Raw genomic sequence first — 14,865 nt, forward strand, 5'->3', positions numbered from 1 at the left:
GGCCACACCTCAGGCCAGCCGCTTCAAGGCCTCTTCCACCGCCGCCACGCGTGGGTTGCCCGTGGCACCTGGCAAGCGCCATGCCGCGATGGTCAACCCCAACGGCACCGAGCGGGCCAGGGGCGCGACCAGTTCACCACTGTCGAGATACGGCTGGATCAGGCTCCTGCGCCCGATCAGCACGCCGGCGCCCAGCAAGGCTTGCTGCACCGCGATCGAGTAAAGGGAAAAACCCGGGCCTCGGGCCACGAAGTGCTGCTCAGGCATGATTGCCGCCGACCAGACATCCCAGTCCTGCCAACCGACATCCTTGATGCAGCGCGCACTGGCCAGATCTGCCGGCGCGGCGATCTGGGCGGCTAGCGCGGGGCTGCACACCGGCAAGATGTCTTCATCGGCCAGCTTGCGTTGGCCGCGCTCGACCTGCTCGACGTAGAACAGGCAAAGGTCGAACGGGCTGCGCTTGAGGTTGGGCGGTTCATCGACCGCCGTCACGGAGACCTCGATGGGTGCGAGCATTTCGGTCAGGCGCGGCAGCCGCGGCCCGATCCACAGTTGCGCCAATGCCGGCGAAGTCACGATATGCACCCGCTGCGGCGCGGCCAGCCGGCGCAAGGTACGGGCAGCCTCCTCCACCGCATCGAAGGCCTCGGTGAACTGCGTCTTCACGCTTTCGCCCAGCGGGGTCAGGCGCACGCCCTTGGCATGGCGCTCGAACAGGGCGGCGCCGTACTGGGTTTCCAGGGTCTTGATCAACGCCGCAATCGCCCCGGGGGTGACCTTCAGTTCGTGGGCAGCCCGGGCAAAACCACCGAGCCGCGCCGACGCCTCGAAGGCGCGCAGGGCATTGAGCTGCAGGGTGTGCCGGGTAGGGGAATCGAGTGACATGGTTCAAGGCCTATTTTTTTTAGGCCTAATATTCCAGAAATCTGCGTTGTTACCAAGCCGGGCGGGTTTTACCTTGAGCAAGCCTGATGAATGTTCAAGGAACCCACATGCACTATAAAAGCGGGATGCACGCATTCACCGAGGGTGTCCGCGCAGTGCTGCCACTCATGACCGGCATGGTGCCGTTCGGCCTGATTACCGGGGTCACGGCCATCGGCGTGGGCATGTCGCCGCTCGACGCGATGGGCATGACCCTGCTGTTCTATTCCGGCTCCGCGCAGATGGTGGTGCTGCAGCTGATGCAGAGCGGTGCGCTGCCACTGACCATGGTGGTCACCGCGCTGGTGATCAACCTGCGCTTCCTGATGTACAGCGCCGCCCTGGCCCCGCACCTGAGCGATCTGCCACGACGCAAGAGCTGGCCGTTGTCCTACTTGCTTTCCGACCAGTCGTTCGCCCTGTGCAGCCTGAAATTCGGCGCTGGCGGCCTCGGTCGATTTGCCTTCCCCTACTACCTCGGGACCGCCTTGCCGATGTGGTTCGGCTGGAACCTGGCGGTGCTGGCCGGCGTGTACCTGGGCACCGGCATTCCGGAGTCCTGGTCGCTGGGCTTTGCCATTCCGCTGTCGTTCCTGGCCCTGCTGGTGCCGGGCATCCGCAACCCGGCGATGCTGGGCGCAGCGGTGGTGGGCGGCGCGCTGGCGGTGCTGGCACACGACCTGCCCTACAACCTCGGCTTGCTGGTCGCCTCGTTGGGCGGTGTGATCAGCGGGTTGAGCATCGAGCAATTGCGCAAGGGCGCACCCGTGGCAGCGGAGGCGCCATGAACGACATGACCCCATGGATCACCTTTGCCCTGATCGGCCTGGGCACCTTTGCGATACGGCTGTCGTTCATCGAATTCTACGGTGCGTTGCGCATTCCGCCGATGTTGCGCCGTGCGCTGGTGTACGTCCCTGCCAGTGTGTTGGCTGCGCTGGTGCTGCCGGCCGTGGTGTTCAAGGCTGGCCAGCCGAGTATCGACTGGAGCAACCCGCAGATACCGGCGGCTGTGGTGGCGGGGCTGGTTGCCTGGCGCACGCGCAGTACGCTGCTGACCCTGGCGGTCGGCATGGGCGTGTTGTGGGCGTTGCAGCATTGGGGCTTCTAGCGGTCGGGCACCACACTGAAGCGGTTGCGCCCGCTGCGCTTGGCCTCGTACATGGCCTTGTCGGCCAGCGCCAGGGCATCCTCGGCAGTCTGCGGGTCATGCCCGGAATGGTTGAGGTACACGCCGATACTGGCACCAACGGCCACTTCGGCGCCTTCCACGGCGACCGGCGCCGACAGCACGTCGCACAGCTTGCGCGCGATATCCTGGGCTGATGCCTGGTTGGCCACGGCCTGGGCGATGACCACGAACTCGTCACCGGCCAGCCTGGCCACCGTGTCATCCGCGCGCATGATCGCCAGCATGCGCCCCGCAGCAGCCTGCAACACGGCATCACCCGCCTCGTGGCCATGCTGGTCGTTGACTTGCTTGAAACCATCCAGGTCGATGAAGAACAAGGCAAACGCAGCCCGCTGCTGCAGGGCGAAATCCAGCTCTTCATGCAGCGCCGCGCGGTTGGGCAAGCCGGTCAGCGGGTCGAGCGTGGCCTGGTCGAGCAGGGTCTTTTCCTTGCGCTTGCGTTCGGTCACGTCCAGCGACATGGCGAAAAAGCCCTCCACCTTGCCGTTGCGGATATCCGGTACATAGGACGCGTGCCAGATCCGCGTGTCGTCGGGGCTGTAACGCACGTTGTCAGCCTCCACCCGCTCGCCGGCCAATGCCTTGTGAAAGTACGGCAGCAGCTGCTGGTATACGTCCGTAGGCAGCACATCCTGCACCTTGCGGCCTTTGAGCTGGGTCGGCTCGACGCCGAAGATCTGCCGGTACACGGCATTGTTGAAGCGGTATTCGAGATTGGTGCCGATCTGCGCGATCAGCACCGGGATATTGTCGGCGATGGCCTGCAGGGTTTCCTGGCTGCGTGCCAGCTCTTCGGTGCGCTGCGCCACCTGCTGCTCGAGGGTCGCCTGGTAGCGCTGCAGTTGCTGCTGGCGGCGCTTGCGTTCGCTGACGTCGCGCACGAACACGACCAGTTGCTCGGTAACCCCGCGCTCGTTGCGCAGCGCCGACACACTCAGTTCGCTCCACAGTGCACCATTGGTAGGAGTGACCAGCCGTACTTCGATGACCAGCGAATCCTGTTCGCCGGCAACGATCTGTTGCCAAGGCGCGTCCAGCTTGGCCAGGTCCTGCGGGTCGATCAGCCCGCCCAGCCGGGTCAGCACCAGCCACTCCTTGGCCCGGCCCAGCAACTGGCAGAACTCCCGGTTGGGCTCAAGAATGCGCCCGTCAAGCCCGACCAGGGCCTTGCTCGTCGGGCTGTTGTCGAACACCCGGTGGAAACGCGCCTCGGAGGACACCAGGGCGCCCTGCTCCGCCTGCTTCACCGCGCTGCCCGAGTCGAGGGCCAGGCTGCGGTGGAGCATCTCGCGCTCGACGATCCGCGCCAGGTCGCGCAGGTGCGCCAGCTCGGTTTCCGACACCTGGCGGGGCCGGGTGTCCAGTACACACAAGGTGCCCACGGTCAGCTCACCGGCAAAGCGCAGTGGCACGCCGGCATAGAAGCGGATGCGCGGCCCACCGGTCACCAGCGGGTTGTCCTCGAAACGCGGATCGGCGCTGGCATCCGGGATCACGAGGATGTCTTCGGCATGCAGGGCATGGGCACAGAACGCCACATCGCGCGTGGTTTCGGCAACCTCCACGCCCTGGCGCGACTTGAACCACTGGCGGTTCATGTCGACCAGCGACACCAGGGCCATGGGCGCATCGAGCAGCACACTGGCCAACCGGGTGATGCGGTCGAAGGTTTCCTCGGCCGGGGTATCGAGGATGTTCAGGCTCTCGAGGAAACACAGGCGGGCTGCCTCGTTGAGAGGCGACGGGGCAATTTGCATGACGATTCGCTCGACAAGATCCTGACCCGCAAACGATAGCGCCGCAGCGCTCAAGCGCAAGCCTTTCATCTCTTCTATCGAATCGCTCAAGCCGTATAATCGCGTTTTTTTGTAAGCCTAAGACGTATTTCATGAAGAAACTGCTTTGCGCCGTCGCCCTCGCCTTCGCCGCCATCCCCGCCGCCTTCGCCACCCCACCCGCCACCTTCACCGAAGCCAAGGTGGTCGCCAAACAGAAGATCTACCTCGACCAGGGCAACAGCGCCATGGGCGAGCTGTACTGTGGCTGCAAGTGGACCTGGGTCGGCAAGTCCGGTGGCCGGGTCGACCTGAAATCCTGTGGTTATGAAACCCGCAAGCTGCAGACCCGCGCCGAGCGTACCGAGTGGGAGCACATCGTCCCGGCCTGGACCTTCGGCCACCAGCGCCAGTGCTGGCAGAACGGCGGGCGCGAGCAGTGCGTCGACAGCGACCCGACCTTCCGCGCCATGGAGGCCGACCTGTTCAACCTCTACCCGTCCGTGGGCGAAGTGAACGGTGACCGCAGCAACTTCAATTACGGCATGGTCTCTGGCGTTGCGCCGCAGTACGGCCAGTGCACCACCAAGATCGACTTCCAGCAGAAAACCGCCGAGCCACGCGACGAGGTGAAGGGGCTGGTGGCACGCACCACGTTCTACATGTTCGATCGCTACAAGCTGAGCATGTCGCGCCAGCAGCAACAGGTGCTGATGGCCTGGGACAAGCAGCACCCGGTGACGGCCTGGGAGAAGCAGCGTGACCAGCGGATTGCCGCGATCATGGGGCACAACAACCCGTTCGTGACCGGCGAGCGCAAGTGGGCGCTGGGGTATACGCCGCAGGGTGCGGCTGTGGTGCCGACCACGGCAGTGAAAGAGGCGGCCAAGCCGACGCTGGCCAGCACCGCGGCAAGCGGTGCGGTGGTCGGTAACCGCAATAGCCATGTGTATCACCTGGCCAGCGGTTGCCCGGGGTATAGCCAGGTTTCGCAGAAGAACCAGGTGGCGTTTGGCAGTGAGGCCGAGGCGTTGGCGGCGGGGTATCGCAAGGCGGGGAACTGCAAGTAACGGCGTGAAGGTTGTGTGAGGGCTGCCATGTGCCTGCCACAACAGTTGCAGCGCCTATGAGATCGAGCGCCGCGCGGGCGGCGCTCGATCTCACAGGCGCTGAACCTGTCATGGCGAGCACCTGCAAGCCATCACGCAACCTAAACCGCCCCCTCCGGCAACTTCATATGCCGTGCATACCAAGGCCTGCGCGGCGTACGCCGCAGCAGGTCGCCCACATCCCGCTCGCCACTGAAAGCAATGCGCAACGCCAGCTTCATCGCCTCCACTTCCATCTCGCCAGCCCCGCCCCCGGCATCGGAAATCCCCCCACAGCCATGGGTCATCGGCCCAAGCCAAGGGTCACCAACCTGCACCCAACGCCCCGGCGCAAACCACGACACGCCATTGACCTCACGCCGCTGCACTTCACCTGGGTGGGCGCGCTCGTGGGCCCGGTACCAGTCCTCGATGCGGTCGTCGATCCAGCCATGGAAGCGCCAGAACACCGGGTTGACGTGTGACGAGAACGGGTCGCCGAGAAAGTCGTTTTCCTCCCGGAACCAGCGCGCCGCATAGTCTGTCTGGTTGCGATCAGCCATCACCGGCGCGCCGTTGGAGGGGTCGCGGGTGACGGTCGCCCAGCGCATGTGCAGCCAGTCGTGAATGTTCAGTTCCACTTCCGAGCCGAACTGCCCCAGGGTCAGGCGGCTGATGTAGTCCGGGTCCTGGTACTGCGACTCCCAGACCTGGAAATTGCTGAAGAAGGTTTCCGCCGCCTTGATGCCATGCAGCCATTGGCTCAATTCTTCATCATTGGCCGCGACCCAGGCCGGCGGCACCGAGTTGCCGTCATGGTTCTCCTGGTAGCGGATGAACCCCAGCCGGTCGTACTCGAGCTGTGGGGACGGCAACGGCAGTTGCGCCCAGTTCGGCAGGTCAGGCTGAAGGCCACGGGCGTGCCCCAGCATGTGCCGGTGCATGAAGAAGAAGTCCTCGCCGGAGCCATTGAGGTGCTTGCGCCGCCCACGCGCACCGCGTTCAGCGTCACGTGGGCCGGGTTGCCAGCCGGCACCGCGCAGGGCATCGCGCTTGTCGTCGCCCAGGCGGTGCCACTTGTCCCGGGTGGCGTGCCACACCTGGTGGAACAGGCGGTGCTCGGGGGAATTCAGCCAGGCCATCAGCGCCGGCGCCAGCGGCGTGACCTGGCGTGCTTCGGGGAAGGCGCGCTTGCTGGCGACGAAGTGATTGTCCGGTTCGGTCATCAACAATGGCCGGTCGATGCGACGGATGCGTCCGGTCAGTGTGCCGGCGCCAGCGTTGCCCCAGCCAGCCCAGACTTCATCGAGGGTCGCCTCCAGCTCATGGCTCGGCGCTGATGCCCCGACCGGCACCAGACGCCAGCGGACCTTGCTGGCATCGGCACTGACCAGCTCGCCGAGTACCCGGTAACGCGGCTGATCATTGCCGCGCAGGCGTTCAGCCACGTCGATGTAGCCGCGCAGCGAGCGGCCAGTCGGGCCGACATCCAGCAGCATCTGCAGGCCCTGCAGCGCCAAGCCGTCCAGGCCGGCCTCGGCACCACTGAAACGCAGGTCCCAGATGCCGCGCAGCTTGTCGGCGATGCGCACGCCAGCCCCTGCGGCAGCCTCTACCGTGGCTTCCCCGGCGGTCGCCACTTCATCTTTACCGAGTTTCTCGTCGTGGTCGCGCGGCTGGCGCGCATACCACGCTGCCGAACCTGCCGCGCCGGCGACCGCCAGCCCCACCATGAACCCACGCCTGGAAAACCTCATCGCCACATCCGTATCCGTGTCAGCCACGCCTATCGAGCTAGAACGAGATGCCGCGCGGCAAATTTACCGGCAGCACGCCGTTAAATTTCCCGCTGTCGCGCTCGTCCCTCGGTGACAGGCAAGCCCCGTGATCGCGGCTGCCGCAACCGCATCGACCCTGCAACCAACGGGATGGCAATGAACACGACACGCTTGCGCAAGGCCCCCTACCTCGCTGCCCTGGCGCTGATCCTCGCGCTCGCCGGCGCCGCGGCCTGGTACTTCTTCATCTACCTGCCGGCCGGTTACCCGCGCGAGGTGATGAAACATGCCGAAGAACTTCAGGAGCGCATCATCTCCTTCGACAGCCACATCACCGTACCGCTGAACTTCGGCACCGAAGGCAAGGAGGCCGACAAGGATGGCAGCGGCCAGTTCGACCTGGTCAAGGCCGGCCGCGGCCGCCTCTCCGGCGCGGCGCTGACGATCTTCGGCTGGCCGGAAATCTGGAATGGCCCGAACGCGCCCCATCGCCCGACCGCCGCCTTCGTCGATGAAGCGCGCCAGCAGCAGGAGATGCGCTACAAGATCCTCACCGGCATGGTGCGCGACTACCCCAACCAGGTCGCCATCGCCTACAGCCCCGCCGACTTCCGCCGCCTGCACGGCGAAGGCAAGTTCGCGATTTTCCTCAGCATGCTCAATGCCTACCCGCTGGGCCACGACCTCGATGCCCTGGACACCTGGGCCGCTCGCGGCATGCGCATGTTCGGCTTCAGCTACGTGGGCAACAACGCCTGGGCCGACTCCTCGCGCCCGCTGCCGTTCCTCAACGACACTCCCGACGCCCTCGGTGGCCTGTCGCCGCTGGGTGAGCAGGCTGTGGGCCGGCTCAACGACCTTGGCGTGATCATCGACGTGTCGCAGATGTCCACCCTGGCCCTGGAAGACGTCGCCCGCCTGAGCCGCGCGCCGATGGTAGCCTCCCACTCCGCACCCCGTGCGCTGGTGGACATTCCGCGCAACCTCAGCGACCACGAGCTACAAGCAATCAAGCACAGCGGCGGCGTGGTGCAGGTGGTGGGCTTCCCGGCCTACCTCAAGCCCCTGAGCCAGGGCACCCTGGACAAGCTCAATGCCCTGCGCAAGCGCTTCGACCTGCAGCCGCTGAACGGCCTGGCCAACGCCCTGATGCCGGGTGACGCGATCATTTCCATCTGGCCCGAGAAGAAGTTCGGCGAGTACGCCAGCGCGCTCTACGCCATCCTCGACGAAGAACCCCGCGCCACGGTCAAGGACATGGTCGACGCCATCGACTACACGGTGCGCAAGATCGGCATCGACCATGTCGGCATCGCCTCCGACTTCAACGACGGTGGCGGCGTCACCGGCTGGATGAACGTCGGCGAGTCGCGCAATGTCACCGCCGAACTGATCCAGCGCGGCTACTCCGACGCCGACATCGCCAAGCTGTGGGGCGGCAACTTCCTGCGCGTGTGGGAAGAAGTGCAGCGCCTGGCCAAGCCCGGTGCCAACACTCAAGCGGAGCGTGGCTGATGAACGACCGTCGCAGCTTTCTCAAGCAGGCCGGCCTGCTCGCCGCCGCCTTGCCCTTGACGGGTAGCTTTGCCCAGACCGCACTGGCAGCCGCGCCTGTGGCAAAACCCGGCCTGAGCAAATGGCAAGCCCTGCGCCAGCAGTTCGACCTGGACCCGGCCTACCTGCACTTCTGCAATTTCCTGCTGGCCTCCCACCCCCGCGTGGTCAGCGAGGCCATCGCCCGCTTCCGCGCGCGCCTGGACCAGAACCCGGGCGAAATGGTCGACTGGGACCGCGAGGAACTCTGGGGCTACGAAAATGACGTGCGCACCTGGGCCGGTCGCTACTTCGGCGTGCAGCCAGGCCAGGTGGCCCTGACCGGCAGCACCACCGAAGGTTTGTCGATGATCTACGGCGGCCTGCAGGTGGCGCCGGGCAAGGAGATCCTGGTCAGCGCCCACGAGCACTATTCCACCAATACCCGCCTGGCCTATCGCGAGCGGCTGATGGGCACCCAGGTGCGCCGCGTGAAGCTGTTCAAGGAGCCGCAGCTGGCCTCGGTGGACGAAATGCTCGGCAATATCCGCCAGGCCATCCGCCCCGAAACCCGCGTGCTCGGCATGACCTGGGTGCAATCCGGCAGCGGCGTCAAGCTGCCGATCCGCGAAGTCGGCGAACTGGTGAAGACCCTCAACCAAAGCCGCGACGAGCAGGACCGGATCATCTACGTGGTCGACGGCGTGCACGGCTTCGGCATCGAGGACGTGACCTTCGCCGACTTCAACTGCGACTACTTCATCGCCGGCACCCACAAGTGGCTGTTCGGCCCACGCGGCACCGGCGTGATCATCGCCCGCGAAGAAAAGCCGCAGCCGTACCTGGTGCCCAGCCTGCCGACCTTCACCAAGGGCGAGAACTTCGGCACCTTGATGACCCCCGGTGGCTACCACGCCTTCGACCATCGCCTGGCCCTGGGCAAGGCGTTCGAACTGCACCTGCAACTGGGCAAGGCCGATGTCCAGGCCCGGGTGCACCAGCTCAACGACTACCTCAAGCAGCGCCTCGCCGAGCACGCCAAGGTGCAGCTGGTGACGCCGCGCAGCAGCCAGCTTTCCGCAGGCTTCACCTTCTTCCGCGTCGAGGGCCGTGACTGCGACGCCGTCGCCCGCCACCTGATGGCCAACAAGGTGATCAGCGACGCCGTGGACCGTGACGTCGGCCCGGTGGTGCGCCTGGCCCCGAGCCTGCTCAACGACGAAGCCGAGATCGACCGGGTGATGGCCATTCTCGCCCCGCAACTCGCCTGACCTTTTGCCTTTCAAGAGAACCGCCATGCACATGTTCAAGCCCCTGGCCCTGGTGGCCGCCCTGCTCGCCAGCGCCCCGGCCTTTGCCGCCGACGCGCACGCCCCCGGCAAGACGTTCAAGGACTGCAAGGATTGCCCGCAGATGGTCGTGTTGCCCGCCGGCAGTTTCACCATGGGCGTACCCGATGACGAAGTCGGCCGTCAGCCAGATGAAGGCCCGATGCACACCGTGACCTTCGCCAAGCCCTTCGCCATCAGCCAGTTCCAGGTGCAGGCCAAACAGCTGCAGGCCTGGCAGCGCGAAGCCAAGGTCACCCTCCCCGACGGCGACGACCGCCCCGGCCGCCGTTGCACCAACGGCAAGCCCAGCTACCCGCAAGGCCCCGAGCAACCGGCGGTGTGCATCAGCTACGACGAGGTGAAAGCCTACGTCGCCTGGCTGTCGAAGAAGACTGGCAAGCACTACCGCATGCTCAGCGAAGCCGAGCGCGAATACGCTGCTCGCGCAGGCACCAGCGGCCCGTTCCCGTTCCCCTTCGATGAAGGCAAGGACTACAGCATCGCCCAGCATGCCAACACCTATGGCGCCGCCGATGGCTACAACTACACCTCGCCGGCCGGCAGCTTCCCGGCCAACGCCTTCGGCCTGTACGACATGCATGGCAACGTCTACGAATGGGTCGCCGACTGCCGGCACGACAATTATGTCGGCGCCCCCGCCGATGGCAGCGCGTGGATGGAAGCGAGCTGCGAGTACAACCACATCCGCGGCAACGACTACAGCGAAGCGCCGGTGTTCTCCCGCTCCGGCAATCGCAACTACCGCGAACCCTACGTGCGCGGCGACTGGCTGGGCTTCCGGGTAGCCCGCGAGCTCTGAGCGACACCCCCCTGCACGGTACCGCGAGCGGTACCTGACTGGCCCAGGCGCACGGCCCGGGCCGGCTAAATCACAGCCCCCCTCACACGTCTTTTCACTGGGCAACCCGCCCATACGGTGCTTGCCGCGCGCAGCGCCGAAACCGCATCCGCGTACCCACCAGGAACTCACCATGAACCGATCGACCCCTGGCGCACTCCGCGAACTCCTCGGCCTGCTCAAGCCTTACCGACTGATCGTCGCCCTGGCCGTCGTGCTGGGGATCGTCGGCGGCCTGTGCATCACCTTGCTGCTCGCCAACATCAACAACCTGCTGCATGCCCCCGGCGCCATCACCTGGGGTGTGGTCCTGGCGTTCGCCGGTATCTGCCTGCTCGCCCTGTGCGCTTCCATCGCTTCGGACATCGGCACCAACTATGTCGGCCAGCATGTGATCGCCAGGCTGCGCCGCGACCTCGGCGAAAAGGTGCTCAGCGCGCCCATCGAGCAGATCGAACGCTACCGCAGCCACCGCCTGATCCCGGTGCTGACCCACGACGTCGACACCATCAGCGACTTCGCCTTCGCCTTCGCCCCCCTGGCCATTTCGCTGTCGGTGACCTTGGGTTGCCTCGGCTACCTGGCCCAGTTGTCGTGGCCGATGTTCCTGATCACCGCCTGCGCAATCCTGCTCGGCACCGCGGTGCAGTACATCGCCCGCGTGCGCGGTATCCGCGGCTTCCATGCGGCCCGCGAGGCGGAAGACGAAATGCAGCGGCATTACAGCGGCGTCGCCTCCGGGGCCAAGGAACTGCGCATCAGCCGCCCGCGGCGCCAGCGCATGTTCGACGAGCGCATCAGCCGCACGGCCAACTTCATCCGCGATACCCATATCCGCTCGATCAACATCTTCGTGGTCGCCAAGAGCCTGGGCTCGATGCTGTTCTTCGTGGTCATCGGCCTGGTGCTGGCCCTGCAGCAGGCCGAACTGATCACCGACCCCAAGGTCACCAGCGGTTTCGTGCTGGTGCTGCTGTTCATGAAAGGGCCGCTGGAGCACCTGGTGTCGACCCTGCCCATCGTCAGCCGCGCGCAGATCGCCTTCCGCCGCATTGCCGAGCTGTCGACCCAGTTCTCGTCACCCGAACCGCACCTGCTGCTCGATGCTCCTGAAGTCCCCGACCGGCAGATCTGCAGCCTCGAACTGCGCAATGTGCGCTTTGCCTTCCCGCCGGTGGACGGTGCCGCACCCTTTGCCCTGGGGCCGATCAACCTGCGTGTCGAGCAAGGCGACATCCTGTTCATCGTTGGCGAGAACGGCTGCGGCAAGACCACGCTGATCAAGTTGTTGCTGGGCCTGTACGCCCCCCACGAAGGCGAGATCGTGCTGGACGGCCAAGCCGTCACCGCCAGCAACCGCGACGACTACCGCCAGCTGTTCACCACGGTGTTCGCCGACTACTACCTGTTCGACGACCTGCTGCAGGACGGCCAGGCCTTGCCCGAGGACGCCGGCAAGTACCTGCAGCGCCTGGAAATCGCCCACAAGGTGCAGATCCGCGACGGCGCCTTCACCACCACCGACCTGTCCACCGGCCAGCGCAAGCGCCTGGCGCTGGTCAACGCCTGGCTGGAGAAGCGCCCAGTGCTGGTGTTCGACGAATGGGCCGCCGACCAGGACCCGACCTTCCGGCGCATTTTCTACACCGAGCTGCTGCCGGAACTGAAGCGCCTGGGCAAGACCATCATCGTCATCAGCCACGACGACCGCTATTTCGACGTCGCCGATCACCTGCTGCGCCTGCGCGACGGCAAGCGGGTCGAAGAAGAAATCACAGAATTTTCACATTGATTTTTCCGGTTCTGCGGCGCTGGCACGTCACATAAATGCAAATAAATCTCATAACCAATATATCTGCTAACACTTGAGTATCCGCATGACCATTACCACGGTTTCGCCGCTCGCCCGGGCGGTTCGCAGGAAAACACTGGCCATATTCCCACCGTCGCTGCTGGCCTGTGCGCTGGCAGCGTCCATGGCAGCGCAAGCCGAGCCGGTCGCGCTGGACATCCCTTCGCAAGGGCTGGTGGGGGCACTCAATACCCTGGCCAAGCAGGCCAACCTGCAACTGCTGTACAGCCCGGACGCCGTACACAACACCCCTGCACCTGCGGTCAAGGGCAACATGGAGCCCGAGCAGGCCCTGCGCCTGCTGCTGCGCGACAGTGACCTGACCTACCAGCTCGACGGCCATACCATCACCCTCAGCGGACCGGCCGACGGCTCCGCCCTGAACCTGGGCCCGGTCAACATCAACGGGCGCCAGTTCGATGCCACCACCGAGGACTCGGGGAGCTACACGTCCAACGCGGTGACCATCGGCAAGGGCACCCACCGCCTCAAGGACATCCCGCAGTCGGTCAGCGTGGTCACCCGCAAGGCTATGGACGACCAGCGCCTCGACACCCTTGACCAGGTGCTGGAAAAAACCACCGGCATCACCACCTACCAGAGCCCGTCCGGCGGCAAGTACATCTACTCGCGTGGCTTCGAGGTCGAGACCATCCAGTACGACGGCGTGCCGCTGGACCGCCGCTATTACGGCATCGGCAGCAGCTTCACCTCCGACACCCTGCTGTACGATCGCGTCGAGATCCTGCGTGGCGCCAACGGCCTGCTGCAAGGCAGCGGCAACCCGGGTGCGGCCATCAACCTGGTGCGCAAGCGCCCGAAGGCCGTACCTTCGCTGTCGGTCACGGCCAGCGCCGGCTCCTGGGACACCTATCGCCAGACCCTCGACGCCAGCGGCCCGCTGACTGCCGATGGCCGGCTGCGCGGGCGCCTGGTCGCCGGCCATGAGGACCGCGACTATTTCTACGACACGGCGGATAGCCGCAAGAACGTGCTGTACGGGATTCTCGAATACGACCTCAGCGACTCCACCACGGTCGCCGCCGGCGCCAGCGTCGAAGACCTGCACTCGACGCCCTACTTCGGTGGCCTGCCGCGCAACAAGGATGGCAGCGCGGTGAATGTCGGCCGCTCCACGTTCACCGGTGCCGACTGGAACAAGTGGAACAACAAGCAGACCACCTACTTCGCCGACATCACCCACGACTTCAACGAAGACTGGCGCCTGAAGGCTTCGGGCAGCTATATCCGCGAGACCAACGACATTCTCTACAGCTTCGGCCGTGGCGCCGTCGACCCGGCAACCGGTAACGGCATGCAGTCGCGCGCCTACCTCTACGACTTCGAGAACATCAACCAGGGCGCCGACATCAACCTCACCGGCAAATGGCGCGCCTTCGGCCTGGAGCACGAGGTGGTGGTAGGTGCCAACGCCAGCGACCTGCGCACCGACGACCTGCAAGGCGGTCTGCTCAACCTCGGCCCGATGAACATCTACGACCCGGTCTCGCCGCGCGAACCCACCCTGGATGAAATGCTCAGCACCACCTACGCCGGTGTTTCCAAGGCCAAGATTCGCCAGAATGGCGTGTACGGCGTGATGCGCTACAAGCTGATCGACCCGCTGACCCTGGTGCTGGGCGCACGGGTCAGCAACTACAAGTACGACTATGAACTGACGCGCTTCACCACGACGTCGCCAGACCCTGCGCACGCCAAGGAAACCGGTGAAGTCACCCCGTACGGTGGCCTGATCTACGCGCTGAACGATCAATGGTCGGCCTACGTCAGCTACGCCGACATCTTCAAGCCGCAGACCGAACTGAGCTCGGACCTTGCCCCGCTCAAGCCGATCGAAGGCTCCAACTATGAGCTCGGCCTGAAGGGCGAACTGCTGGATGGCCGCGTCAACACCAGCTTCGCGGTGTTCCGCGTCGACCAGGAAAACCGCGCCCAGTACGACTATGCCTCGCAGTGCGGGCAGGACGGTGAAACCAACTGCTACGTGGCCGGCGGCAAGGTACGCGCCGAGGGCTTCGATGCGGAAATCAGCGGCGAAGTGCTGGCCGGCCTGCAGCTGTTTGCCGGCTATACCTACACCTCGACCAAGTTTCTCAACGACCCGGGTGATGGCAGCTCGACTTCCGGCTCAACCTTCAACAGCTACACACCACGCCACCTGCTGCGTTTCTGGGGTGACTACAACCTGCCTGGCGAGCTGAACCAGTGGACCGTCGGTGCCGGCGCCAGCATCCAGAGCAAGAACCACAACACCAACCAGGGTGGCACCAACGGCATCGACAAGATCGAGCAGGCCGGCTACGCCATCTGGAACGCCCGCGTGGCCTACCAGATCAACCAGAACTTCAGCGTCGCCCTCAACGGCAACAACCTGTTCGACAAGAAGTACTACTCGTCGATCGGCTGGCTGAACGCGAGCAACGTGTATGGTGAACCGCGCAACTACACCGTGACCCTCAGAGCCGACTTCTGAAGCTGACGGTGTGAAAAAGCCCCCTGGTGCGATGCG

At 65.2% G+C, this 14,865-nt stretch carries 11 protein-coding genes; 8 read left to right on the forward strand and 3 right to left on the reverse strand.

Features of this window, described 5'->3' with window-relative positions; translation table 11 throughout:
• Nucleotides 1–9: 9 nt before the first annotated feature.
• Nucleotides 10–888 carry a LysR family transcriptional regulator gene (locus tag J7573_RS12710; protein ID WP_294335257.1) on the reverse strand — a complete coding sequence of 293 codons (879 nt, stop codon included), beginning with the start codon at nt 886–888 and terminating at the stop codon, nt 10–12.
• A 107-nt stretch (nt 889–995) separates the two neighbouring features.
• On the opposite strand from J7573_RS12710, the gene J7573_RS12715 reads away from it, so the two are divergent.
• Both J7573_RS12715 and J7573_RS12720 read left to right on the forward strand, forming a co-directional pair.
• Entirely contained in the window at nt 996–1,715 is a 720-nt protein-coding gene (locus J7573_RS12715; protein WP_294335258.1) for an AzlC family ABC transporter permease, read from the forward strand.
• On the forward strand, nt 1,712–2,038 hold the full coding sequence (locus J7573_RS12720; protein ID WP_294335259.1) for an AzlD domain-containing protein: 327 nt from the start codon (nt 1,712–1,714) through the stop codon (nt 2,036–2,038). Before J7573_RS12715 ends, J7573_RS12720 begins: the two co-directional genes overlap by 4 nt.
• Here the strand turns inward: J7573_RS12720 and J7573_RS12725 are convergent.
• Nucleotides 2,035–3,876, reverse strand: a complete 1,842-nt coding sequence (locus J7573_RS12725) for a diguanylate cyclase (protein WP_294335261.1) — start codon at nt 3,874–3,876, stop codon at nt 2,035–2,037. The genes J7573_RS12720 and J7573_RS12725 overlap by 4 nt on opposite strands.
• A gap of 131 nt (nt 3,877–4,007) precedes the next feature.
• On the opposite strand from J7573_RS12725, the gene J7573_RS12730 reads away from it, so the two are divergent.
• Entirely contained in the window at nt 4,008–4,964 is a 957-nt protein-coding gene (locus J7573_RS12730; RefSeq protein ID WP_110636371.1) for an endonuclease, read from the forward strand.
• A 140-nt stretch (nt 4,965–5,104) separates the two neighbouring features.
• Here the strand turns inward: J7573_RS12730 and J7573_RS12735 are convergent, their stop codons facing one another.
• Nucleotides 5,105–6,739: a twin-arginine translocation signal domain-containing protein gene (locus tag J7573_RS12735; RefSeq protein ID WP_294335262.1), complete on the reverse strand. Its 1,635-nt coding sequence runs from the start codon at nt 6,737–6,739 to the stop codon at nt 5,105–5,107.
• 177 nt (nt 6,740–6,916) lie between these two features.
• Between J7573_RS12735 and pvdM the strand changes: the two genes are divergently transcribed.
• The 5 genes from pvdM (at nt 6,917) to J7573_RS12760 (ending at nt 14,829) form a co-directional block, all read left to right on the forward strand.
• Nucleotides 6,917–8,275: a pyoverdine-tailoring dipeptidase-like protein PvdM gene (gene pvdM, locus J7573_RS12740; protein ID WP_294335263.1), complete on the forward strand. Its 1,359-nt coding sequence runs from the start codon at nt 6,917–6,919 to the stop codon at nt 8,273–8,275.
• Nucleotides 8,275–9,564, forward strand: coding sequence for a pyoverdine-tailoring periplasmic protein PvdN (gene pvdN, locus J7573_RS12745; RefSeq protein ID WP_294335264.1), 1,290 nt, complete (start codon nt 8,275–8,277; stop codon nt 9,562–9,564). Before pvdM ends, pvdN begins: the two co-directional genes overlap by 1 nt.
• Nucleotides 9,565–9,589: 25 nt before the next feature.
• Entirely contained in the window at nt 9,590–10,444 is an 855-nt protein-coding gene (locus J7573_RS12750) for a formylglycine-generating enzyme family protein (RefSeq protein WP_294335265.1), read from the forward strand.
• Nucleotides 10,445–10,616: 172 nt separating this feature from the next.
• Nucleotides 10,617–12,275: a cyclic peptide export ABC transporter gene (locus tag J7573_RS12755; protein ID WP_294335266.1), complete on the forward strand. Its 1,659-nt coding sequence runs from the start codon at nt 10,617–10,619 to the stop codon at nt 12,273–12,275.
• 85 nt (nt 12,276–12,360) lie between these two features.
• Entirely contained in the window at nt 12,361–14,829 is a 2,469-nt protein-coding gene (locus tag J7573_RS12760) for a TonB-dependent siderophore receptor (RefSeq protein WP_294335267.1), read from the forward strand.
• Nucleotides 14,830–14,865: the final 36 nt, after the last annotated feature.

It is taken from the genome of Pseudomonas sp., from assembly GCF_017744435.1.
Classification (GTDB): Bacteria; Pseudomonadota; Gammaproteobacteria; order Pseudomonadales; family Pseudomonadaceae; genus Aquipseudomonas.

What these genes read in the sequence shown, in the direction of transcription:
- J7573_RS12710 (WP_294335257.1), bottom strand. Translation starts at nt 888, where the DNA reads ATGTCACTCGATTCCCCTACCCGGCACACCCTGCAGCTCAATGCCCTG.
- J7573_RS12715 (WP_294335258.1), top strand. Translation starts at nt 996, where the DNA reads ATGCACTATAAAAGCGGGATGCACGCATTCACCGAGGGTGTCCGCGCA.
- J7573_RS12720 (WP_294335259.1), top strand. Translation starts at nt 1,712, where the DNA reads ATGAACGACATGACCCCATGGATCACCTTTGCCCTGATCGGCCTGGGC.
- J7573_RS12725 (WP_294335261.1), bottom strand. Translation starts at nt 3,876, where the DNA reads ATGCAAATTGCCCCGTCGCCTCTCAACGAGGCAGCCCGCCTGTGTTTC.
- J7573_RS12730 (WP_110636371.1), top strand. Translation starts at nt 4,008, where the DNA reads ATGAAGAAACTGCTTTGCGCCGTCGCCCTCGCCTTCGCCGCCATCCCC.
- J7573_RS12735 (WP_294335262.1), bottom strand. Translation starts at nt 6,739, where the DNA reads ATGAGGTTTTCCAGGCGTGGGTTCATGGTGGGGCTGGCGGTCGCCGGC.
- pvdM (WP_294335263.1), top strand. Translation starts at nt 6,917, where the DNA reads ATGAACACGACACGCTTGCGCAAGGCCCCCTACCTCGCTGCCCTGGCG.
- pvdN (WP_294335264.1), top strand. Translation starts at nt 8,275, where the DNA reads ATGAACGACCGTCGCAGCTTTCTCAAGCAGGCCGGCCTGCTCGCCGCC.
- J7573_RS12750 (WP_294335265.1), top strand. Translation starts at nt 9,590, where the DNA reads ATGCACATGTTCAAGCCCCTGGCCCTGGTGGCCGCCCTGCTCGCCAGC.
- J7573_RS12755 (WP_294335266.1), top strand. Translation starts at nt 10,617, where the DNA reads ATGAACCGATCGACCCCTGGCGCACTCCGCGAACTCCTCGGCCTGCTC.
- J7573_RS12760 (WP_294335267.1), top strand. Translation starts at nt 12,361, where the DNA reads ATGACCATTACCACGGTTTCGCCGCTCGCCCGGGCGGTTCGCAGGAAA.